The sequence below is a fragment of the Dongia sp. genome, from assembly GCF_041909655.1.
Lineage (GTDB): Bacteria > Pseudomonadota > Alphaproteobacteria > Dongiales > Dongiaceae > Dongia.
Map to the genome: position 1 here is coordinate 389,925 of NZ_JAYRDA010000002.1, position 20,743 is coordinate 410,667.

Genomic DNA, 20,743 nt, shown 5'->3' on the forward strand with positions numbered 1-20,743 from the left:
GGGGCATCCATGCGGTTTTCCCACTTCTTCATCGACCGCCCGATCTTCGCGACGGTGCTCTCGATCTTCATCACGCTCATCGGCGGGGCCGCCTATTTCACCCTGCCGGTCGCGCAATATCCCGACATCGCGCCGCCGACCATCGAGATCCGCGCCTCCTATCCCGGCGCCTCGGCCGAAGTGGTCAGCAATACCGTCTCGACCCCGCTGGAGCAGGAAATCAACGGCGTCGAGAACATGCTCTACATGTCCTCGCAGGCGACCGGCGACGGCAATCTCACCCTCCAGGTGACCTTCGCCCTCGGCACCAATCTCGATACCGCGCAGGTGCTGGTGCAGAACCGCGTCTCGGCGGCCGAGCCGCGCCTCCCCGAAGAAGTGCGGCGCATCGGCGTTACCGTGCGCAAAAACTCGCCCGACATGCTGATGGTGATTCACATCAACTCGCCGGACGGTTCTCGTGACCAGCTTTACATGTCGAATTACGCGACCCTCCAGGTCCGCGACGTACTGGCCAGGCTCGACGGCGTGGGCGATGTGCGCATCTTCGGCGCGCGCGATTATTCGATGCGCGTCTGGCTGGACCCCGAGAAGGTCGCGGCGCGCAATCTCACCGCCAGCGAAGTCGTGACTGCTCTCCAGAGCCAGAACGTCCAGGTGGCCTCGGGCGTCCTCAACCAGCCGCCCGTCCCCAATCCCGGCGATTTCCAATTGTCGCTGGAAACTTTGGGCCGCCTCAGCGATCCCCGCCAATTCGCCAATATCGTCATCAAGGCCAATGAAGACGGCAGCGTCACCCGCGTGCGCGATGTCGGCCGGGTCGAAATCGGCGCCCAGGATTACGGCTCCAACGGCTATCTCGACGAACGCGCCGCCGTGCCGCTGCTGGTCTTCCAGCGCCCCGGCTCGAACGCGCTCGATACCGCGGACAGCATCCTTGCCACCATGAAGGAACTCGCCAAGAGCTTCCCGCCGGGCCTGCAATACGACGTCGTCTACAACCCCACCGAATTCATCGCCGAATCCGTCCGCGAGGTCATCAAGACCATCTTCGAGGCGGTGGTGCTGGTGGTCATCGTCGTCATCCTGTTCCTGCAGACCTGGCGCGCCTCGCTCATTCCCATTGTGGCGATCCCCGTCTCTCTCATCGGCACCTTCATGGTGCTGTCGGCGATGGGCTTCTCGCTCAACAACCTGTCGCTCTTCGGCCTGGTCCTGGCCGTCGGCATCGTCGTCGACGACGCCATCGTCGTCGTCGAGAATGTCGAACGCAATCTGCGCCTGGGCCTCAGCCCCCGCGACGCCACCAAGCGCACCATGGACGAGGTGGGCGGCGCCCTCATCGCCATCGCCCTGGTGCTGATCGCCGTCTTCATCCCGGCGGCCTTCATCAGCGGCATTTCCGGCCAGTTCTTCCGCCAGTTCGCCGTGACGATCGCCGCCGCCACGGCGATTTCCTGCTTCGTCTCGCTCACCCTCAGCCCGGCGCTCTGCGCGCTGCTTTTCAAGCCGCATGGCGCCCATGTCGAGAAACCCAATTTCGTCATGCGCGCCGTCCATGGTTTCTTCAACGGCTTCAATTTCGGCTTCGACTGGATGGCCGACCGCTATGCCGCCCTCACCCGGCGGCTGGTGCGCCTCGCCTTCCTCATGCTCATCCTTTATGCCGGACTCATCGCCCTCACCGGCTGGCAGTTCCAGCGCGCCCCCACCGGCTTCATCCCGGAACAGGATCAGGGCTATCTCATCACCGTGCTGCAATTGCCGCCGGGATCCTCGCTCGCCCGCACCGACGAGGTCGTCCGCAAGGCGGCCAAGATCATCCTGGAAACCGAAGGCGTCATCCATGCCGTGCCCTTCGCGGGGCTCGACGCCGCCACCTTCACCAACGCCCCCAATGCCGGTGCCATCTTCGTGCCCATGGCGCCCTTCAAGGAGCGCGCTGCCAAGGGCCTCTCGGCGAATGCCGTCCGCGCCGCCCTGCAGCAGAATCTCTCCGCCCTCCAGGAAGCCTTCATCATCGTCATTTCGCCGCCACCCGTGCGCGGCATCGGCAATGCCGGCGGCTTCAAGATGATGATCCAGGACCAGCGCGGCCGCGGCCTCCCCACGCTGGAAGCCTCGATCCAGGAAATGATCGCCGCTGCCAACCAGACCCCGGGCCTTGCCGGCGTGTTTTCGCTCTTCAACACCAAGACGCCCAAGATCTTCGCCGATATCGACCGGGTCCGGGCCGAAATGCTGGGCGTCTCGGCGACCGACGTCTTCAGGACGCTCGAAGTCTATGTCGGCTCGGCCTTCGTCAACGAGTTCAATTATCTCGGCCGCACCTACCGCGTGACGGCGCAGGCGGACGGCAGTTTCCGCCAGGAGCTCGCCGATATCGGCAATCTGAAGACCCGCAACGCCTATGACGAGATGGTGCCGCTGAGCTCGGTGACCGCCTTCGACGACATCACCGGCCCCTACCGCGTGCCGCGCTACAACCTCTATCCCGCTGCCGAGATTCAGGGCGGCACCACGCCCGGCTATTCCGCGAGTTATGGCCTCCAGAAGATGGAGGAACTGGCGGCAATCCACCTCCCCGACGGTTTCGGCTTCCAATGGACCGAGCTTGCCTATCAACAGAAATTGGCCGGCGATACCGGATTGCTGGTCTTCGTCGCCGCCGTGATCTTCGTGTTCCTGGTCCTGGCGGCACAATATGAAAGCTGGGCCCTGCCGCTCTCGGTCGTCCTCATCGTGCCCATGTGCCTGCTGGCGGCGGTGAGCGGACTCCTCATCCGCACCCTGCCGGTCGACATTCTGGCGCAGATCGGCTTCGTGGTGCTGGTGGGGCTGGCCGCCAAGAACGCCATCCTCATCGTCGAATTCGCCAAACAGGCCGAGGATGAGGGCAAGGATCGTTTCCAGGCGGCGGTCGAGGCCGCGCAGTCACGCCTGCGGCCGATCCTGATGACCTCCTTCGCCTTCATCCTGGGCGTGGTGCCGCTGGTCATCGCGACCGGCGCCGGGGCCGAAATGCGCCAATCGCTGGGCACCGCCGTCTTCTACGGCATGATCGGCGTCACCGTCTTCGGCCTCGTCTTCACACCGGTTTTTTACGTGGTGATGCGCAAATTCGGCCGCCGCAAGGCGGTCTCGGTCCCCGTGCCGCAAACGCATTGATGTCCTAGAACTGCAGGCCCAGGGTGATCATGCCGTCATGGGCCTGCCCGTCGCGGCTGGCGATGGCCGAGACCGTCTGGTCGAAACGGTAATCCGCCTTGATGCTGAGATAATCGGCCGCCGGATCGCGCCACGCCGCGTTCATGCCGACGCTGTGCACGTCGTCGACCAGCGCCCTGAGATCGGCCCCGCTCTCCTCATAGCTGGTGCTTTCGCAATATTGATAGCTCGTACCGATCTCCAGAAACTCGAACACCGATAGCGAGAGGCCGAGCGACGGGCCGCTGCGCGTTTCGGAAGCTTGCGGCTGGTCCGCCCATTTCTGCTTCATGTCATAGCCCAGGTTGAGCTTGGCGTCCCTGTCCAATTGATAGCTCAAGCCCAGCCGCGCTCGCCCGAAACTGGCATTGTCCTCCAATGTCAGTGGCGCATCCTGGCGCGTGAATCCGGTGGAGGTGCTGAGCGCCAACCCTGAGAAGATCTGCTTGGCGACACGCCCGTCGATCCTGTAGCGGCGCTCGGTCACCTCGCCGGCGCGCAATTCGACCTCCACGCCGGGCTCGAGCGTGGTTTTCAATCCGTCATGATCGTGCTGAATCGAGGCCTGGCCATTGGCGCGGTCGCGGCCCCAGAACTCGTCCTCGAGATAGCGCGTCTTCTCGACCGAGCCGGTGGTCACGACGGAAAAGGCACCGTCGATGGGCAGTTTGTAGGTACCGTCGACACCGATCGTCAGGCCCGGCACCGCGCTGTCGGGTTCACGGCTGCCGATAGAAAGCGGCATGCCGATAATGTCGAACTGAAAGGGCTCCGGCTTGCCGGTAGCACTTCCCTTGTCGGTGGCGCTTCCCATGCTGCCGAGCACGTCGACGAAGAGGCCGAGCTTGAAATCACCCGCAGGTTCATCGGCGCGCACGGTAGACATGAACGCAATATCCGCCGACAAAAAGCTAGCCGACAGGAAGATTGCAATCCGACCGATGCGCAAGGCGCAGCGGTGTCTCCCCCACCTATATTCCTTCGTCATAAACTGTGCGTCCTGTCCAAAGCGATTGACAGACCCCTGACGCGAGACGCGCGGCACCGCCCGCACATCCTCAATCGGCACATCATGCGTCACTGCAATGACGCGTGGCCGTTGGATGATTTCTATATCATCGAAGAAGAGAGAGCTGCTGTGACCAGCAAATCCGGCGCGCGGAATTTCAGCGCGCGCGATATATCCGCAACAGTTTCATGGCGAGACTGTGACATTGCCACGCCGTCGCCACAATCGATGCCGCGCTTAAGATTCTGTTTAGAGTTTAGTCGAGCCCCATCAGTGAGCGCGCGAATTCCTGCGGCGTAAAAGGCTTCAGATCGTCCTGGCCTTCGCCGATGCCAATCGCCACGACGGGAAGATTGAAGCGCTCGGCCAAAGCCACCAGCACGCCGCCCTTCGCCGAACCATCCAGCTTGGTGACGACCAGGCCGGTCACCTGACAGATCTGCTTGAAGATATCGACCTGGGAATGCGCGTTCTGCCCGACCGTCGCATCCAGCACCAGCAGGCAGTCATGCGGTGCCGTCTCATCCACCTTCTTGATGACACGGACGATCTTGGCCAGCTCTTCCATCAGCCCGGCCTTGTTCTGCAGCCGCCCGGCGGTATCGATCAGCAACAAATCGATGTCCTGCGCCTTGGCTTCCTGGATGGCATCGAAGGCGAGCCCCGCGGGATCGGCGCCCTCGCCCCGGGCGATCACCGGCACGTTGGCACGCTCGCCCCAGATCTTCAATTGCTCGACGGCGGCGGCGCGGAAGGTATCGCCGGCCGCCAGCATGACCTTCTTGCCCTGGCCCTGATGGAGCCGGGCGAGCTTGCCGATCGTGGTCGTCTTGCCCGAGCCGTTGACGCCGACCACCAGAACCACATGCGGCTTGTGCACGATCTCGAGCGGCTTGGCGACCGGTGTGAGGAGTGCCGCGATCTCGTCGGCGAAGATGCCGCGCACTTCCTCGATCGTGACTTCCTTGTCGAAGCGATCCTTGGCCAAGGCGGCGGTGAGCTTCGCGGCCGTGGCCGGGCCGAGATCGGCGGCGATCAGCGCCTCCTCCAGCTCGTCGAGCAAAGCGCGGTCGAGTTTGCGCTTGGTGAAGATACCGGTGAGGCTCTGGCCGAGCTTGCTCGATGAACGCCCAAGACCTTCCTTCAGGCGCTGAAACCAGCCCCGCTTTTCCGTGTTCGTGGCTTCGGTCATGAATGCTGCAATCGATGGATGGTCATGCGGCGATGGCGACGAGATGCTCGTCGGTCGCGGCCTGGATATGTGCCGAAACGATGCTGCCCGGATCGGCCTGGAAATTGAGGGCCACGGGCGCGAAATGCTCGCTATGGCCGAAGCTGCCGGTTTCTTCCGAACGCTCGATCAGGATGCGCGCGGGCGCACCCACGTGGCGCGCGAAATAGGCGCGCTGCGCCGCGAGCCCCGCCGCGCGCAGGCGCTGGGCGCGATCCTTGCGCACGGGCCCCGGCACTTGCGGCATCTTCGCCGCCGGCGTGCCGGAGCGGGCCGAATAGGGAAAGACGTGAAGGAAGGTGAGGCCGCATTCCTCGATGAGGCGCAGCGAATTTTCGAACATCGCCTCCGTCTCGGTCGGAAATCCGGCGATGAGATCGGCGCCGAAGACGATGTCCGGGCGCAAGGCCCGCATCTCGGCACAAAAGCGGATCGCGTCATCGCGCAGATGGCGGCGCTTCATCCGCTTCAGGATCATGTCGTCGCCCGCCTGGAGCGAGAGATGGAGATGCGGCATCAGCCGCTCTTCCGTCGCAATGAGCTGCTTGAGGTCGTCATCCACCTCGACCACGTCGAGCGAGGAGAGGCGCAGGCGCGGCAGTTCCGGCACAAGTGTCAGGATGCGCCGCACCAAGCCACCTAATCCGCTCTTCCCCGGCAGGTCGCCGCCATAGGAGGTGATGTCGACCCCGGTCAGCACCACTTCGCGCAGGCCGTTGGCGACCAATTGCCGGATCTGCTCGACGATCGCCCCGGCCGGGACCGAGCGGCTGTTGCCGCGGCCGAACGGAATGATGCAGAAGGTGCAGCGATGATCGCAGCCCTGCTGGATCTCGACGAAGGCCCGCGCCCGCTCGGCAAAGCCGGCGATGAGATGGGGGGCCGTTTCCGTCACCGTCATGATGTCGGCGACCGCCACATGCCGGTCATTGGCCTGGCGCAGGGCGTGATAGCTCTCGGCCTTCAGCTTCTCTTCATTGCCGAGCACTGCGTCGACCTCGTCCATCGCCGCGAATTTCTCCGGTGCGATCTGGGCGGCGCAGCCGGTCACGATGATGCGGGCATCCGGATTCTCGCGCCGCGCCTTGCGGATCGCCTGGCGCGCCTGGCGCTCGGCTTCCGAGGTGACGGCGCAGGTATTGATGATGATGGCCGCCCCCAGCCCCGCCGCGGCGGCATGGCCGCGGATGACTTCGCTCTCATAGGCGTTGAGGCGGCAACCGAAGGTCACCAATTGCGGCGCGGTCTCGCTCACGGGATCGCTTCGATCTGCGACAGATCGACCTCGCCGGCATAAGAGAGGGTCCAGGGACCGGTCATTTGGACGTTGTCGTTGGGCAGCCATTCGATGGTGAGCTTGCCGCCATCGACCTCGACCACCGCCTTGCGGCCGGTGAGGCCCCGCCGCGCCGCCGCCACCAGCGTGGCACAGGCGCCCGAGCCGCAGGCCAAAGTGATGCCGGCACCGCGTTCCCAGACCCGCATGCGGATATGACCGGGCGAGAGGATCTGGGCGAATTCGATATTGGCGCGGTCGGGAAAGAAGGCGTGCTGCTCCAGCTTGGGACCGATCCCGGCCACATCGATCTTCGCCACGTCATCGACAAAGAAGACCGCATGGCTCGACCCCACATTGACGCCGACCGGATCGGCGACCGGGCCGAAGGCCACCGGCATGTGCAGGGTGTCGCATTCGGCGGCGACCGGGATATCGCGCCAGCCGAGCAAAGCCGGTCCCATATCGGCCGCGATCTCGCCATTCCCCAGGGCTTCAGTGGGCAGCAGCCCGGCCACGGTCTGGATGATGGCATGGCCGTTGGCCTTTTCGCCCATCACCCGCGCCGCGATGCAGCGCGTGGCGTTTCCGCAGGCCCGCGCCTCGCTCCCGTCGGCATTATGGATCCGCATGAAGACGTCGGCCCTGGCATCGACCGGCTTTTCCAGGGTGATGAGCTGGTCGCAGCCGATCCCCCGGTGCCGGTCGGCAAGCCAGCGGCGCTGGTCGCGGCTCAAGCCCAGATCGGACCCACGCGCATCCAGCACGACAAAATCATTGCCGAGGCCGTGCATTTTCAGGAATGGCAGCTTCGCGCGCGTCATGGCATTGTTCTTTTACGCAATCGGTTCGGCTTGGTTATGCCGTCCCGGCCGGGATGAGTCCAATGTTTTCAGGTGGATGGCACCCTGCTTCCCGTGCAGGGCCGGCTTGGGGAGCACCATCATATCAAGGCGTTAGCTGACTGGTTGACGGCCCCGGTCCCCCTCTGTATAACCCGCCGCCAGCAATTCCTTGGCTTCTGAAGCAGGTACAACCTATGGCCCATCATAAATCCGCGGAAAAGCGCATCCGCCAGACCGAGACGCGCACCGCCCGCAACCGCGCCAATACCAGCCGCCTCAAATCGGCTGTGAAGAAGGCGGAAACGGCGATCGCCGGCGGCAACAAGACCGAAGCTGAAGCCGCTCTGAAGCAGGCGCAGCCGGAATTGGCGCGCGGCGTCAATCAGGGCATCATTCACAAGAATGCTGCGGCGCGTAAGATGTCGCGCCTGACCAAGCGTCTGCGCAGCCTCGCCTGAGCCTTCAGCCTCAGGCTGAAGGGTGACCGGCAACGGCTTGTTCGAGAACAATGGAGCCGCGGCCCTCATGAGGGGGCCGCGGTTTCCTTTTGTGGCTCCTCGCGGGTAACGCCACCATCCGTTGTGGCTCGCCCATTTCCTGCCGGTGTGGAATCTGTGTCGAATCCGTCACAGTCAGGTTGGCAAGACTCGATTCCCGGCAGTTCCCGATTCGGACTTGTTGCATGGTCGGAAGGGCGCGCGTAGAGTCCCCCTCCGGTCACGAGACAGGGCGTTGACCGGGGCTCCGCCAGGAGTTGGAATACGGGAAAAACACTATAAAAAACAAAGATCTGTGATGCGTGAAACCAGGTCTCATCGGTTCTGTCGACAGGGTCCCGGAATTGGTTCCGGAAGGCTTGCCACAGAACAGCTCAGCCAACGCCGAACCGATCGGCGACAAGCCCTCGCGATTGTTGATTTCCCCTTCCCCAACCTGTGGCACCCAAGCCACGATTGCTTCGCTTATACAGGCGGGTTGATCGCGTATTGGTTGCAACTGTGTCACCCCGATCCCAATGGGTTCGGCGGCCGGGCTTAACCAATCTGGTAAGACCGCCGCCGAATTGAAGACCGCGCCAGGATCACGGCGCGCCGGGATTTTGTTGGGTGAACGAACGTCGAAGAAGGGAGACCGAGGGCATGAGCAAGGGTGGCAATTATGCCGGCGACGTGACGCCGCAGGCCGCTTGGCAGGACCTGGTCGCGACCCCCGGGGCGCGGCTCATCGATGTCCGCACCCAGCCGGAATGGAGCTTCGTCGGTGTTCCGGATTTGTCCCCGATCGGCAAGAAGGTCATCCTGAATTCCTGGCAGGTCTATCCGGGGATGACGGTCGACAGCGATTTCGTGGCCAGGCTGCGCGCCCAGATCGGCAGCGCGGAGGGCCCGTTCTATTTCATCTGCCGCTCCGGCGCCCGGTCGCGCGCCGCGGCCATCGCCCTCACCGAAGCGGGGCTCGGCCCCAGCTTCAACGTCGCGGGCGGTTTCGAAGGCGACAAGGATTCGGCCGGTCACCGGGGCAAGAGCGGTGGCTGGAAGTTTGCCGGCCTGCCCTGGATTCAGGATTGATGAGCAGCTTTATGAGCCGGAGTGACGACGTGAATATTGCGGGTATGGGGGGAAAAGCCATGATCGAGGCGGGTAGCGATTCGCTGTTGAACGCGCAATGGGCCCGGGTTCGTGGCCGTCTGCGCGCCGAGTTCGGCGAGGCTACTTTCCGTTCATGGCTGAAGCCGCTCACCTTGGCCGGCCGTCGTGGCCAGGATCTGCGCGTGGCCGTGCCGTCGCGATTCATGCGCGACTGGGTGGCCACCCATTACGCCGACCGCATCATGGCGCTGTGGACCAGCGAATGCCCGGAAATCCGGTCGGTGGAAGTGATCGTCGACGTCAATGGCACCGCCGATCGCGATGCGGATACGGCCGATCAGGACGAGGCGATGACGGATGCCGGCATCAGCCATGCGGGTGGCGACAGCACCAGGGGCGATCATGACGTGATGGTCACCGAGGCCGATGGTCTGGCCGGCGTCAGTGCGACACTCGATCCGCGCCTCACCTTCGACAATTTCGTCGTCGGCAAGTCGAACGAACTCGCGCACGCAGCCGCCTTGCGCGTCGCCGAATCCGATGTTGTGCCCTTCAATCCGCTGTTTCTTTATGGCGGCGTCGGCCTCGGCAAGACGCATCTGATGCATGCCATCGCTCATCACATCAAGAAGAAGCAGCCGCAAAAGCGCGTGATCTATCTCTCGGCCGAGAAATTCATGTACCAGTTCATCCGCGCTTTGCGGAACAAGAACACCATGGCCTTCAAGGAATTGTTCCGCTCGGTCGACGTGCTGATGGTCGATGACGTGCAATTCATCATCGGCAAGGAATCGACCCAGGAAGAATTCTTCCACACCTTCAATGCGCTCTTCGATCAGAACAAGCAGGTGGTGCTCTCGGCCGACAAATCGCCCTCGGATCTGCAGGGCCTGGAAGAACGCATGCGCACCCGCTTCGGCTGGGGGCTGGTGGCCGACATCCATCCCACCACCTATGAACTCCGCCTCGGCATTCTCCAGGCCAAGGCCGAACAGGCGCCGATCGAAATTCCTTCAAAGGTGCTGGAATTCCTCGCCCACCGCATCTCGTCGAATGTGCGCGAGCTGGAAGGGGCGCTCACCCGCATCATCGCCCATGCGACTTTGGTGGGTCGCCCGATCTCGGTCGAATCCGCGCAGGAACTCTTGAAGGATCTGCTGCGCGCCAATGATCGCTCGGTCACGATCGAGGAGATCCAGCGGCGCGTCGCCGAGCATTACAACATCAAGCTCGCCGATATGAGCTCGCCCCGGCGCGCGCGGCAGGTTTCGCGCCCGCGCCAGATCGCCATGTATCTCGCCAAGCAGCTCACCACCAAATCGCTCCCGGATATCGGCCGCGGCTTTGGCGGGCGCGACCACACGACGGTCATGCATGCGGTGAAAAAGGTCGAGGAACTGGCCGCCGGCGACATTTCCTTCGCCGAGGACATCGACCTTCTGAAGCGGATGCTGGAAGGCTGATTTCTACTGACTTTTCGGGCGGTTAATAACCCCCAGCCAAGGCCGGACTCGGGCACAAATCCCTGTTGCACGGGCGTCAACCTGCTATAATCCCCCACTTGCTGGGACCAGGGGCCGATTCGGCCATTTTCCGCCTTTCCGCGGGGGATCTTCAGGCAAGGTTGGAAAGACAGGACCGACTGCGTCGGAACGCGATTTTGTGGGCATTCAGCCCCGGGATGGCGGGTACCGCCAGCGGCCAGAAACAGGGTTGAGTTAGGCCATGAAACTGACCATCGAACGGACCCTCCTGCTGAAGGCATTGGGGCATGTGCAGAGTGTTGTGGAACGCCGCAATACCATTCCCATTCTTTCCAATGTGCTGGCCGAGGCCAAGGATGGTCAGTTGAGCCTGACCGCGACCGATATGGACCTCGCCGTGGTCGAGAAGATCGCGGCGGACATCGCCACACCCGGCGCCGCCACGGTTCCCGCCCATACGCTTTACGACATTGTCCGCAAGCTGCAGGAAGGGGCGCAGGTTCAGATCGAGCTCGCCGCCGACGGCCAGCAGGTCACGGTGAAGGCCGGGCGCTCGCGCTTTGCCCTTGCCACCCTGCCCAAGGAAGATTTCCCGGCGATCCATGCCGGCGATCTGCCGCACAAGTTTCCGCTCTCTGCCGCCGATCTCAAGGGGCTCATCGACCGCACCAAATTCGCGATCTCGACCGAAGAGACCCGCTATTACCTCAACGGCATCTATGTCCATGCCTATGCTGCGGGTAAGCAGGCCAGCCTCCGCGCGGTCGCGACCGACGGCCATCGCCTGGCGCGGGTCGAGATGCCGCTGCCCGAAGGTGCCGAGGGCATTCCCGGCGTGATCGTGCCGCGGAAGATGGTGAACGAGGTCAGGAAGCTGGTCGAGGATTTCGACGGCGCTGTCGAGGTCTCGCTCTCCGACAGCCGCATCCGCTTCGCCTTTGCCGATATCGTGCTGACCTCGAAGCTGATCGACGGTTCCTTCCCGGATTACCAGCGCGTCATCCCGACCGCCAATGACAAGATCCTGGAAGTCGACCGCAAGGAATTCCGCGACGCCGTCGACCGCGTCTCGACCATTTCCAGCGAGAAGTCGCGCGCGGTGAAGCTCAGTTTGAAGCCCGGCACCCTCACCCTCTCCGCGACCAGCGCCGAGAATGGCAGCGCCACCGAGGAACTGGAAGTGAAGTATGACGGCCAAGCCCTGGAGATCGGCTTCAACTCGAAATATCTGCTGGACGTCGCCGACGAGATCGAAGGCGAAGGCCTGGAACTGAAACTGGCCGATTCCGTGGCACCCACATTGCTGCGCGACATGGCCGATGCGCAGGCACTTTATGTGCTGATGCCGATGCGCGTTTGATGAAGCGCGAGTGAGGATATGGCGGTCGCCGAGCGCGGAACCGATTTCTCCCACATCACGCCACGCCGATCGATTGAGGTGGTGAACGGGTTTTCGCACCTCGCTTTGACCAGCTTCCGGAATTACCGCGAGGTGAGCTTCGATACCGGGCTCGATCGGGGCCTCGGCGCCGTCGTGCTTACGGGTCTCAACGGCGCCGGCAAGACCAATCTTCTCGAAGCACTCTCCTATCTTTCGCCCGGTTCCGGTCTGCGGCAGGCGACCATCGCCGAGATCGAGTTCCGGCATCCCGGCAGCAATATCGGCGCGCATCCTCCAAGCGGCTACCCGCAGCCCGGGAGCATGGCCTGGGCTGTCCATGCGCGCTATCAGGGGTTGGGCGGCGAACATGTTCTGGGCACCGGCCGAGATCCGTTGGCCCAGGCGCAAACCGGGCGCGAGCGCCGCGTCAGCCGTGCCAATGGTGCCAATCTGCGCTCGCAAGCGGGTTTTGCCGAGATCCTCAGCGTTCTCTGGCTGACACCCCAGATGGACCGCCTGTTCTCCGAAGCCGCCGCCTCGCGCCGCCGCTTCCTCGACCGGCTGGTCTATGGCCTCGATCCCACCCATGCCGCCCGCGTCAACGCCTATGAACAGGCGATGCGCGAACGGGCCCGCATCCTCCGCGGCGAAGCACCGGCGGCGGCCAGCGGCGATCTCAATGCCTGGCTGGCTGGATTGGAAAGCGAGATGGCGGGCCAGGCTGTCGCCATCGCCGCAGCGAGGCTCGATGCCGCGCAGCAATTGAATGCCGCCATGGTCGAAGCGGTGGGTCCTTTCCCGCAGGCCGTGCTGGAAGTGGCTGGTTCGGTCGAAGCCTCGCTGGGTTCCATGCCGGCGCTGGAGGCCGAGGATCTGCTGAAGCGCCGCCTCATGGAAGCGCGCGGCAGCGATGGCGAAAGCGGCATCACCCAATGGGGCACCCATCGCTCCGACCTCGTCGTGACCTTGGCCGGCCGGCATCTCGGCGGCGACGCGTTGCGGGCCGGCGATTGTTCGACGGGCGAGCAGAAGGCGCTCCTCATCGCCATCATCCTCGCCGAAGCGCGCCTCGCCACCAGGCGCCGCGGCGAAGCGCCGATCCTGCTGCTCGACGAAGTGGCGGCACATCTCGACCGGCAAAGGCGCGAAGCGCTCTTTGCCGAGCTTCAATCCCTCGCGGCGCAATGCTGGCTGACCGGCACCGACCCCGAGATCTTCGCCCCCCTCGATGGTTGGGCGCATTTCATGAGCGTGGGTGACGGACGACTCATCTCGGGCGCCTGACAAATTGCCCGACGCCAACCCACGTTGAAACTTCATTCGATCAGATACGAGTCCAGAACATGAGCGACGAGAACAAAAACACCGGACAAAATGGCGGACAAGAGGGCCAGGCCGAATACGGCGCCGATTCCATCCGCGTGCTGAAAGGCCTCGATGCCGTCCGCAAGCGCCCCGGCATGTATATCGGCGATACCGATGACGGGTCGGGCCTGCATCACATGGTCTATGAAGTCGTCGACAACGCGATCGACGAGAGTCTCGCCGGCTGGTGCGACCGTGTCCTGGTGACGCTCAACGGCGACGGCTCGGTCACGGTCAACGACAACGGCCGCGGCATTCCCGTCGACATCCACAAGGAAGAAGGCGTCTCGGCGGCCGAGGTCATCATGACCCAGCTCCATGCCGGCGGCAAATTCGACCAGAACAGCTACAAGGTCTCGGGCGGTCTCCATGGCGTCGGCGTCTCGGTCGTCAACGCGCTCTCCGAACGCCTGGACCTGCGCATCTGGCGCGACGGCAAGGAGCATTTCCTGCGCTTCCGCCATGGCGATCCGGAAGCACCCCTGGCGGTGGTCGGCGACGCGGAAGGCAAGCGCGGCACCGAGGTCACCTTCCTCGCCTCCAAGGAAACCTTCACCAAGACCGAATATGATTACGCGACGCTGGAGCATCGCCTGCGCGAATTGGCTTTCCTCAATTCCGGCGTGCGCCTCATTCTCACCGACAACCGCACGGTCGAGCCGAAATCGGTCGAGCTGCATTACGAAGGCGGCATCGAGGCCTTCGTGCGCTATCTCGACCGCAGCAAGAACGCGCTGCACAGCCAGGCCATCTCCATCACCGGCGAGAAGGACAACATCACCGTCGAGATGGCGATGGAATGGACCGATTCCTATCACGAGACCATGCTGTGCTTCACCAACAACATCCCGCAGCGGGATGGCGGCACCCATCTGCAGGGCTTCCGCGCGGCACTCACGCGGCAGGTCAACAAATATGCCGAGGAAAGCGGCATCGCCAAGCGCGAGAAGGTGACGCTCTCCGGCGATGATGCGCGCGAGGGCCTCACCTGCGTGCTTTCCGTGAAGGTGCCCGACCCGAAATTCTCCTCGCAGACCAAGGACAAGCTGGTCTCCTCCGAGGTCCGGCCGGTGGTCGAGAACATCGTCAACGAGCGCCTCGCCCAGTGGTTCGAGGAACATCCGGCCGATGCCAAACGCATCGTCGGCAAGGCGGTCGAAGCCGCGGCGGCCCGCGAAGCCGCCAGGAAAGCCCGCGACCTCACGCGGCGCAAGGGTGCGCTCGACATCTCGTCCCTGCCCGGGAAGCTCGCCGATTGCCAGGAGCGCGATCCGGCCCTCTCCGAACTCTTCATCGTCGAGGGTGATTCGGCTGGCGGCTCCGCGAAGCAAGGCCGCCACCGCAAGAACCAGGCGATCCTCCCCTTGCGCGGCAAGATCCTCAATGTGGAGCGCGCGCGTTTCGACAAGATGCTTTCTTCGGCCGAGATCGGCACGTTGATCGCGGCCCTCGGTACCAGCATCGGGCCGGAGGAATTCGACGTCACCAAGGCGCGCTATCACAAGATCATCATCATGACCGACGCCGATGTCGACGGCTCGCATATCCGCACGCTGCTGCTCACCTTCTTCTACCGGCAGATGCCGCAGCTCATCGAGAAGGGCTATCTCTATATTGCCCAGCCGCCGCTCTATCGCGCCGCCAAGGGGAAGTCCGAGCGTTATCTGAAGGATGACCGCGCGCGCGAGGATTACCTCACCAGCCTCGGTGTCGAGGGTGCCGTGCTGACCCTGGGTTCAGGCGCGCAATTGATCGGCGCCGATCTCCGCCGCGTGGTCGACCTCGCCGCCAATGCCAAGCACCTGATGGAGCCGCTCATCCGCAAGGTGGGTTCCGCGAATGTGGTCGAACAGGCAGCGATCATCGGTGCGCTCAACCCCACCGATGCCGCCAAGCCGGACATCGCCGCCACCGTCGCGGCGCGCCTCGATGCCCTCTCGCCGGTCACCGCGCGCGGCTGGTCCGGCCTTGCCGATGCGCAAGGCGGGCTTGCCTTCAAGCGCCGCCTGCGCGGCGTCACCTCCTCTCATGTCATCGATGCGACACTCATCCGCTCGACCGAATGCCACCGCCTCGACCAGATCAAGACCGAGCTCGCCGAGAATTTCACCACCCCCGCGACCCTCGTCATCAAGGACCGGACCGAGACCATCAACGGCCCGATCGGCCTCATCGACCTCATCATCGAGATGGGCAGCAAGGGGATCGACATCCAGCGTTACAAGGGCCTCGGCGAAATGAACCCCGAGCAGCTCTGGGCAACGACCCTCGACCCCGCCGTCCGCACCCTCCTCCAGGTCCGCGTCAACCATGTCGACGAAGCGGAAGAAATCTTCTCCACCCTGATGGGCGACGTGGTCGAACCCCGCCGCGACTTCATCCAGCAGAACGCGCTCAACGTGGCGAATTTGGATGTGTGATGTGACAATCTGAGGATGCACGGTGCCGGTCGTCGAAACAGAACCTGGGCAACGCTTCGAGATTTTGCCGGGCTTTCCGACAACCGGGCCGCTGCCGCAAGCCATCGGTAATGGCGAGAGCTGGGGCGGGCACAGTGAAGGTTTTGTCGTCCGCTTCTATCCGAGTTCCGGCGCGCCATGGGTTGGCAATTTTAAACCTTGGGCCAGCGGGGCATATCTCTGGCATGGCGTCGCCGAGCATCCAGACGGGCAACACCTGATCGTGGTTGCTCGCGGCATGGCCTATCTGGTTGATCCGGAGAATCCAGAATCAGCGAAATATGTCGACGCGAACATTCAGCATGTGATCTCTCTACCGGAACTCGGTGCAGTTCTCATCAGCGATGGATTGTCCTTCACGGCGATCCGAAAAGACGGCGTATGGTGGGAGAGCGATCGTATCTCGTGGGACGAATTTCGAAACATCCGTATCGAGAATGAAACCCTTCATGGCGATGCCTCGAGTCCTGACGAGACATGGTGGCCATTTTCTCTCGATCTACTGACCGGCCGGTCGGAAGGCGGTAGCTTCGCAGGTCCGACCTATCGGCGCGGAAGAACATCGGCTAGCGGTGACCAGGGGGCTAACAGCTAGCTAGCCAGCCGGCTGATACGCCCCCGCCGTATCCCCGGTCTTGCGGTCCATCCCAAAAGAATCAGCCATTACGCCCTTAACCGCCGTTCCATCCCGAGCGCAACAACTCGTACCAGACTTCGCCGTGTTCGCTGCCCGGAATGGGATCCGGCTGGTCGGCGGTGATTGTGCGTGCGTGGTTCATGCCGATCTTTTCCATGACACGGCGCGAGGCGAGGTTCACTGCCATCGTGGTCGCCACGATCTTGTCATATCCGCCGCTACTGAAGCCCCAATTGACGAGCGCCGCTGCCCCTTCCGAGGCAAAGCCCTGACCCCATTCCGTGCGGCGCAGGCGGTAGCCGAGTTCGGCCAGTTTGTCATTCTCCGGCCACAAACAGAACCACCCGACGAAGGCGCCGTTGCCGGTACGGCGCGCCGTCCAGACGTAAGGCTCTGTTCCCCTGGGCATGAGGAACGTCGCATTGGGATCGACCCGGTCATGGTCGACGGCATGTCCGCCGTTCAAAAAGCGCATCACCTCCGGATCACGTTCAAGCTCCATGAAGTCGGCGCAGTCACCCGGGCAGCAAGGGCTGAGCGTCAGATGCGTCGTCTCTAAAACTGTCATTTTCCCAATACCACTCCGTGCCTTAGAACGGTCTGATGGTGGTACATGATGGCCAAGGCGCTCTCAAGTGTCGCGGCAGCCAGACCAGCAAGCTTGCGTCATCCGCCCGCTTGATTAAAGTCAAGTGAGGCAGCAAGCGGGAGCGGGATGAGCGGGAAAGAGGCGAGTCAGCCTGATGCGCGCGAGGCGGGCTCGGCCCAACGGTCGAGCGACAGAGCCGCGCTTGCGCTGCAAGCACCCGCGCCACCCCCTCCCGACGCGATTGCCTTCGGCCCCTATCGCCTGCTGATCGGCGAGAAGGCCTTGTTGCTGGACGGCAAGCCGCTGCATCTCGGCAGCCGCGCCCTCGATATTCTGATCGCCCTGGCCGAGCGGCGCGGTACCGTGGTGAGCCATGCCGAGTTGATGCAACGCGTCTGGCCCAGCACCCATGTGACGGAGAATACGCTCCGGGTCCATATCACGGCGCTCAGGAAGGCGCTGGGCGAACGCGCGGCCGGGCGGCGCTACATCCTCTCCTCCAGCGGTCGCGGCTATATGCTGGTGGCGTCGGCCAGTCCGTCCGGCCGGCAGCCCCATATCAGCGGGCCCAATGCGTCGCTGCCGCAACCGCCCAGCCGGCTGTTCGGCCGCGAGGAACTCGTTGCCGGCGTGATGTCGCGGATCTCCCAGCATCGGCTGGTGACGCTGGTCGGTCCCGGTGGCATCGGCAAGACTTCGATCGCTGTCACCGCAGCGCATCGCATCGCGCCGCAATTCGCGGATGGCTGCATCTTCCTCGATTTGTCGCCGATCCTGCATGGCCATCGCGTCGCCGTGAGCCTGGCGACGGCTTTGGGCGTCGACACATATGCCGGCGATCCGGTGCAGACGATTGCCCAGCATATCGGCAGCAGGCATCAGCTCATCGTCCTCGATACCTGCGAGCACATTCTCGATTCCGTGGCGAGGCTGGCGGCGAAATTGCTGGCCGCGACACCCCATCTCCGCATCCTCGCCACCAGCCGCGAGAAATTGTGGATTCACGAGGAATGGGTCTGCGCGGTGCCGGGCCTCGCCTTGCCCCATCCCGGCGAGATGCTCACCGCGAAGCATGCGGCCTCTTATCCTGCGATCGAACTCTTCGCCTATAGAAGCCAGGCGGCGGGTGCCGATTTCGCGCTGACCGAAGGCACCGCCCCGGCCGTCACCGAGATCTGCCGCAAGCTCGATGGCCTGCCGCTGGCGATCGAGCTCGCCGCCGCGCGCATCGACGATCTCGGGCCGCAGGAACTTCTCAATCAGCTCGGCGACCGGTTCCATGTCCTTGTCGACGGCTATCGCGATGCCCTGCCGCGGCACCAGACCCTGCGCGCCACGATCGCCTGGAGCCATGACCTGCTCAGCAGCGCCGAACAGGCCCTGTTCCGGCGCCTCGGCGTGTTCCGGCAGGCGATGAATGCCGACGCAGCCGCTTCCGTCACCGCCGGCGACATCGTCTCCGCTGCGCTGGTTTCCAGCATGCTGCAAAATCTCGCCGCCAAGTCGCTGCTGGTGCGCTCCGAAAATGCCGACGAGCCGCGCTTCCGGCTGCTGGATTCCAGTGCTGCCTTCGCGCTGGAGGCTCTGCGCGAGCGCGGCGAGCAGGACGAGACCGCCAGACGCCATGCCCATTATTTCCGGGACCTGCTGGAGGAAATGTGGCCCAACGAAATCCCGCCCGATCTCGACCGGGAGATGATGCGCAGCATGGCGGAAGAAGTGCAGGCCGCGGCGAGCTGGGCGGAATCGGCCGGGGACAGCCGGCTGTTCGCGGAACTGGTCGCGGCCGCCGTGCCCCTGTGGCTGCATTTGAGTCTCACTGAATATTGCCGCGCCCAGGCGGAACTGGCGCTGCAATGGCTGCCCGACGCGCCGGAATTCCGGCATCTCCAGATGAAACTCAACGCGGCGATCGGTGGTGCCCATCTCAGCGTCGACGGCGCCGGCGCGCGGGTCCGCGCGGCCTGGAGTCAAACACTCGATATCGCCCGTGCGCTGGACGACGCGGAATATCAACTCCGTGCCCTCTGGGGCCTGTGGGCGGATCTGCGCAATCGCGGCCTCTATCTCGAGGCGTTCAAGATGGCGCAGCAATTTCACGAAATCTCCCGGAACACCCGGGACACAGGGCTCGACGCCTATCGCGGCACAGGCGAGCGCCTGCTCGGCGTCTCCCGCTTCATCATGGGTGAGTTCGAGGCAGGCAAACGGAATCTCGATTGCGCCCTCGACATGCTGTCATCGGGTACGCCGCCCAGCATCGTCGCCATGCAATTCGATCAGGTGATGCTCACGCGCTGCAACATCGCGTTCATGCACTGGATCCAGGGGCGGCAGACCCTCGCCCTCGCCCATACCGAGGACATCGTCCGGCAGGCGATCGATCGCGGTCATGTCATTTCGCTTTGTTATGCCCTCTCCGATTGCGCCTGCCCGCTCAGCTATCTCGGTGGCGAATACGACCTTGCCGAGCGTTATACGGCGATGCTGATGCTGCATTCGGAAGGACCGCATGCCAAGATCTGGAACATGGTCGGGCGCTGTTTCGAAGGCATGATCGCCATGCGCCGCGGCCGGGTCGCAACCGGCATCGCGCGGCTGGAGGAGACCCTCGACGGGCTGGGCCATATCGGCGCCGGCCCGATCTACGCGCAATACGCCCGTGCGCTGATGGCGGCCGGCCGTGAGGGCGAGGCGATGGCCGTCATCGAGCGCGAGATCGCGAATTGCGTCAGCGGCGAAAGGTGGTTCCTCGCGGAATATCACCGCATCAAGGGCGAGATCGCGGTGCAAGCCGGCGCCGAGAGCGAGGCCCGGGAGAGCTTTGTCGCCGCGCTGGACCTCGCCCGCGCGCAGCAGGCCTTCGGCTGGGAATTGCGCGCGGCGACCAGCCTCGCCGAATTGCTCAACCGGCAAGGCAGGCAGGCGGAGGCCCGGCGCATCCTGGTACCGGCCCTGGACCGCTATCCGGACGACGAGCAGACACGGGACATCCTCGCGGCGCGCGCCGCCCTTCAATTCACCTCATAGCGGGCAGGCCGCCCCCGTCTCGATCCAGGCGGCGACAAGCTCGCCGAAGACTTCCTGTGAGCCCGGCGCCGGACGTCGGCCGGCCCCCGGATCCCAGGCCCAGGCGACCAGATGATCTTCCATCATATGCTTGTGGATCGCGGCGAGATCGCGGTTGCCGTTGCGCTCCAGGTCCTTCAATTGCGCGCAGATGCCCTTCAAATCGAGGCCCTGCCAGGCCATGCTGGCCGGGGCCAGCATCCAATGCGCATTGCCGGGGATGGAGCCGAGCCTGCTCCCCACGATCGTCGTGTTCTCCGCCCGGTGGCAGGTGCTGCAGGCAAGGCCCGGTGCACCGATCCCGCTCTCGGTCGCGTCCAGGAAGGGCACATGCGGGTGCATGTCGTCACCTTGCGTCGGCAGGCGCGTCGCCGGATGGCAATTGCTGCAGCGGGGATCGGTGATGACCTTGGCGGCTTCCGTGAACAAGGCGCGCGAGCGTTCGGTTTCATCGGCGATCGACTGGAAGGCGGCGACGGGTTTGAGGTCCCGCGTCGCCGTCTCCGCCGTCCCCCGGCTGAGGCCGATACCGATCGTGACGACGCCAATTGTGAGCGCAATGCCGGCGATCTGGACGCTTCCGCGAAAATATCCCCGCATGA

General features: G+C 63.9%; 15 protein-coding genes. 9 read left to right on the forward strand and 6 right to left on the reverse strand.

Translation table 11 applies throughout. From position 1 onward, the window contains the following. Positions 1 to 9 precede the first annotated feature (9 nt). Positions 10 to 3,168 (forward strand): efflux RND transporter permease subunit, encoded by a 3,159-nt coding sequence (locus ACE3PR_RS04965; protein ID WP_374368832.1) that lies wholly within the window; start codon positions 10 to 12, stop codon positions 3,166 to 3,168. A gap of 4 nt (positions 3,169 to 3,172) precedes the next feature. Here the strand turns inward: ACE3PR_RS04965 and ACE3PR_RS04970 are convergent, their stop codons facing one another. The 4 genes from ACE3PR_RS04970 to dapF all read right to left on the reverse strand — a co-directional run bounded on the left by ACE3PR_RS04970 (position 3,173) and on the right by dapF (position 7,547). After that, positions 3,173 to 4,093 carry a hypothetical protein gene (locus ACE3PR_RS04970; protein WP_374368834.1) on the reverse strand — a complete coding sequence of 307 codons (921 nt, stop codon included), beginning with the start codon at positions 4,091 to 4,093 and terminating at the stop codon, positions 3,173 to 3,175. Between the two features lie 379 nt (positions 4,094 to 4,472). Next, a complete protein-coding gene (ftsY, locus tag ACE3PR_RS04975; RefSeq protein ID WP_374368835.1) occupies positions 4,473 to 5,408 on the reverse strand; it encodes a signal recognition particle-docking protein FtsY in 936 nt (311 codons plus the stop codon). A 22-nt stretch (positions 5,409 to 5,430) separates the two neighbouring features. Continuing rightward, a complete protein-coding gene (gene mtaB, locus ACE3PR_RS04980; protein ID WP_374368837.1) occupies positions 5,431 to 6,702 on the reverse strand; it encodes a tRNA (N(6)-L-threonylcarbamoyladenosine(37)-C(2))-methylthiotransferase MtaB in 1,272 nt (423 codons plus the stop codon). Continuing rightward, entirely contained in the window at positions 6,699 to 7,547 is an 849-nt protein-coding gene (dapF, locus tag ACE3PR_RS04985) for a diaminopimelate epimerase (RefSeq protein ID WP_374368839.1), read from the reverse strand. The genes mtaB and dapF overlap by 4 nt, the downstream gene beginning before the upstream one ends. A 215-nt stretch (positions 7,548 to 7,762) precedes the next feature. On the opposite strand from dapF, the gene rpsT reads away from it, so the two are divergent. The 7 genes from rpsT to ACE3PR_RS05020 all read left to right on the forward strand — a co-directional run bounded on the left by rpsT (position 7,763) and on the right by ACE3PR_RS05020 (position 16,441). Then, complete coding sequence (gene rpsT / locus ACE3PR_RS04990) at positions 7,763 to 8,026, forward strand: 30S ribosomal protein S20 (RefSeq protein WP_374368841.1); 264 nt, start codon at positions 7,763 to 7,765, stop codon at positions 8,024 to 8,026. Positions 8,027 to 8,707: 681 nt separating this feature from the next. Then, on the forward strand, positions 8,708 to 9,136 hold the full coding sequence (locus ACE3PR_RS04995; RefSeq protein WP_374368843.1) for a rhodanese-like domain-containing protein: 429 nt from the start codon (positions 8,708 to 8,710) through the stop codon (positions 9,134 to 9,136). Continuing rightward, positions 9,136 to 10,620 (forward strand): chromosomal replication initiator protein DnaA, encoded by a 1,485-nt coding sequence (gene dnaA, locus ACE3PR_RS05000; RefSeq protein WP_374368845.1) that lies wholly within the window; start codon positions 9,136 to 9,138, stop codon positions 10,618 to 10,620. The genes ACE3PR_RS04995 and dnaA overlap by 1 nt, the downstream gene beginning before the upstream one ends. A 262-nt stretch (positions 10,621 to 10,882) precedes the next feature. Next, positions 10,883 to 12,001, forward strand: coding sequence for a DNA polymerase III subunit beta (gene dnaN / locus ACE3PR_RS05005; protein ID WP_374368847.1), 1,119 nt, complete (start codon positions 10,883 to 10,885; stop codon positions 11,999 to 12,001). 18 nt (positions 12,002 to 12,019) lie between these two features. Beyond that, positions 12,020 to 13,306 carry a DNA replication/repair protein RecF gene (recF, locus tag ACE3PR_RS05010; RefSeq protein ID WP_374368849.1) on the forward strand — a complete coding sequence of 429 codons (1,287 nt, stop codon included), beginning with the start codon at positions 12,020 to 12,022 and terminating at the stop codon, positions 13,304 to 13,306. A gap of 59 nt (positions 13,307 to 13,365) precedes the next feature. After that, entirely contained in the window at positions 13,366 to 15,807 is a 2,442-nt protein-coding gene (gene gyrB, locus ACE3PR_RS05015; RefSeq protein ID WP_374368851.1) for a DNA topoisomerase (ATP-hydrolyzing) subunit B, read from the forward strand. A gap of 22 nt (positions 15,808 to 15,829) precedes the next feature. Further along, the gene (locus tag ACE3PR_RS05020; protein WP_374368853.1) at positions 15,830 to 16,441 is read left to right on the forward strand and encodes a hypothetical protein; all 612 of its coding nucleotides are present in this window, start codon (positions 15,830 to 15,832) and stop codon (positions 16,439 to 16,441) included. 76 nt (positions 16,442 to 16,517) lie between these two features. On the opposite strand, the gene ACE3PR_RS05025 is transcribed toward ACE3PR_RS05020, so the two are convergent. Further along, the gene (locus tag ACE3PR_RS05025; protein ID WP_374368855.1) at positions 16,518 to 17,051 is read right to left on the reverse strand and encodes a GNAT family N-acetyltransferase; all 534 of its coding nucleotides are present in this window, start codon (positions 17,049 to 17,051) and stop codon (positions 16,518 to 16,520) included. Between the two features lie 147 nt (positions 17,052 to 17,198). On the opposite strand from ACE3PR_RS05025, the gene ACE3PR_RS05030 reads away from it, so the two are divergent. Further along, complete coding sequence (locus ACE3PR_RS05030; protein ID WP_374368857.1) at positions 17,199 to 20,102, forward strand: winged helix-turn-helix domain-containing protein; 2,904 nt, start codon at positions 17,199 to 17,201, stop codon at positions 20,100 to 20,102. Here ACE3PR_RS05030 and ACE3PR_RS05035 read toward each other — a convergent pair. Further along, on the reverse strand, positions 20,097 to 20,741 hold the full coding sequence (locus tag ACE3PR_RS05035; RefSeq protein WP_374368859.1) for a hypothetical protein: 645 nt from the start codon (positions 20,739 to 20,741) through the stop codon (positions 20,097 to 20,099). The two genes, ACE3PR_RS05030 and ACE3PR_RS05035, sit on opposite strands and share 6 nt — an antisense overlap. Between the last annotated feature and the right edge of the window lie 2 nt (positions 20,742 to 20,743).

Bases quoted from the DNA above. Each gene is read 5' to 3' on its own strand.
- rpsT (WP_374368841.1), top strand. From the start codon at position 7,763: ATGGCCCATCATAAATCCGCGGAAAAGCGCATCCGCCAGACCGAGACG.
- ACE3PR_RS05035 (WP_374368859.1), bottom strand. From the start codon at position 20,741: ATGCGGGGATATTTTCGCGGAAGCGTCCAGATCGCCGGCATTGCGCTC.
- recF (WP_374368849.1), top strand. From the start codon at position 12,020: ATGGCGGTCGCCGAGCGCGGAACCGATTTCTCCCACATCACGCCACGC.
- dnaN (WP_374368847.1), top strand. From the start codon at position 10,883: ATGAAACTGACCATCGAACGGACCCTCCTGCTGAAGGCATTGGGGCAT.
- dnaA (WP_374368845.1), top strand. From the start codon at position 9,136: ATGAGCAGCTTTATGAGCCGGAGTGACGACGTGAATATTGCGGGTATG.
- ACE3PR_RS04965 (WP_374368832.1), top strand. From the start codon at position 10: ATGCGGTTTTCCCACTTCTTCATCGACCGCCCGATCTTCGCGACGGTG.
- gyrB (WP_374368851.1), top strand. From the start codon at position 13,366: ATGAGCGACGAGAACAAAAACACCGGACAAAATGGCGGACAAGAGGGC.
- ACE3PR_RS04970 (WP_374368834.1), bottom strand. From the start codon at position 4,093: ATGTCTACCGTGCGCGCCGATGAACCTGCGGGTGATTTCAAGCTCGGC.
- ACE3PR_RS05025 (WP_374368855.1), bottom strand. From the start codon at position 17,051: ATGACAGTTTTAGAGACGACGCATCTGACGCTCAGCCCTTGCTGCCCG.
- ftsY (WP_374368835.1), bottom strand. From the start codon at position 5,408: ATGACCGAAGCCACGAACACGGAAAAGCGGGGCTGGTTTCAGCGCCTG.
- dapF (WP_374368839.1), bottom strand. From the start codon at position 7,547: ATGACGCGCGCGAAGCTGCCATTCCTGAAAATGCACGGCCTCGGCAAT.
- ACE3PR_RS05030 (WP_374368857.1), top strand. From the start codon at position 17,199: ATGAGCGGGAAAGAGGCGAGTCAGCCTGATGCGCGCGAGGCGGGCTCG.
- ACE3PR_RS04995 (WP_374368843.1), top strand. From the start codon at position 8,708: ATGAGCAAGGGTGGCAATTATGCCGGCGACGTGACGCCGCAGGCCGCT.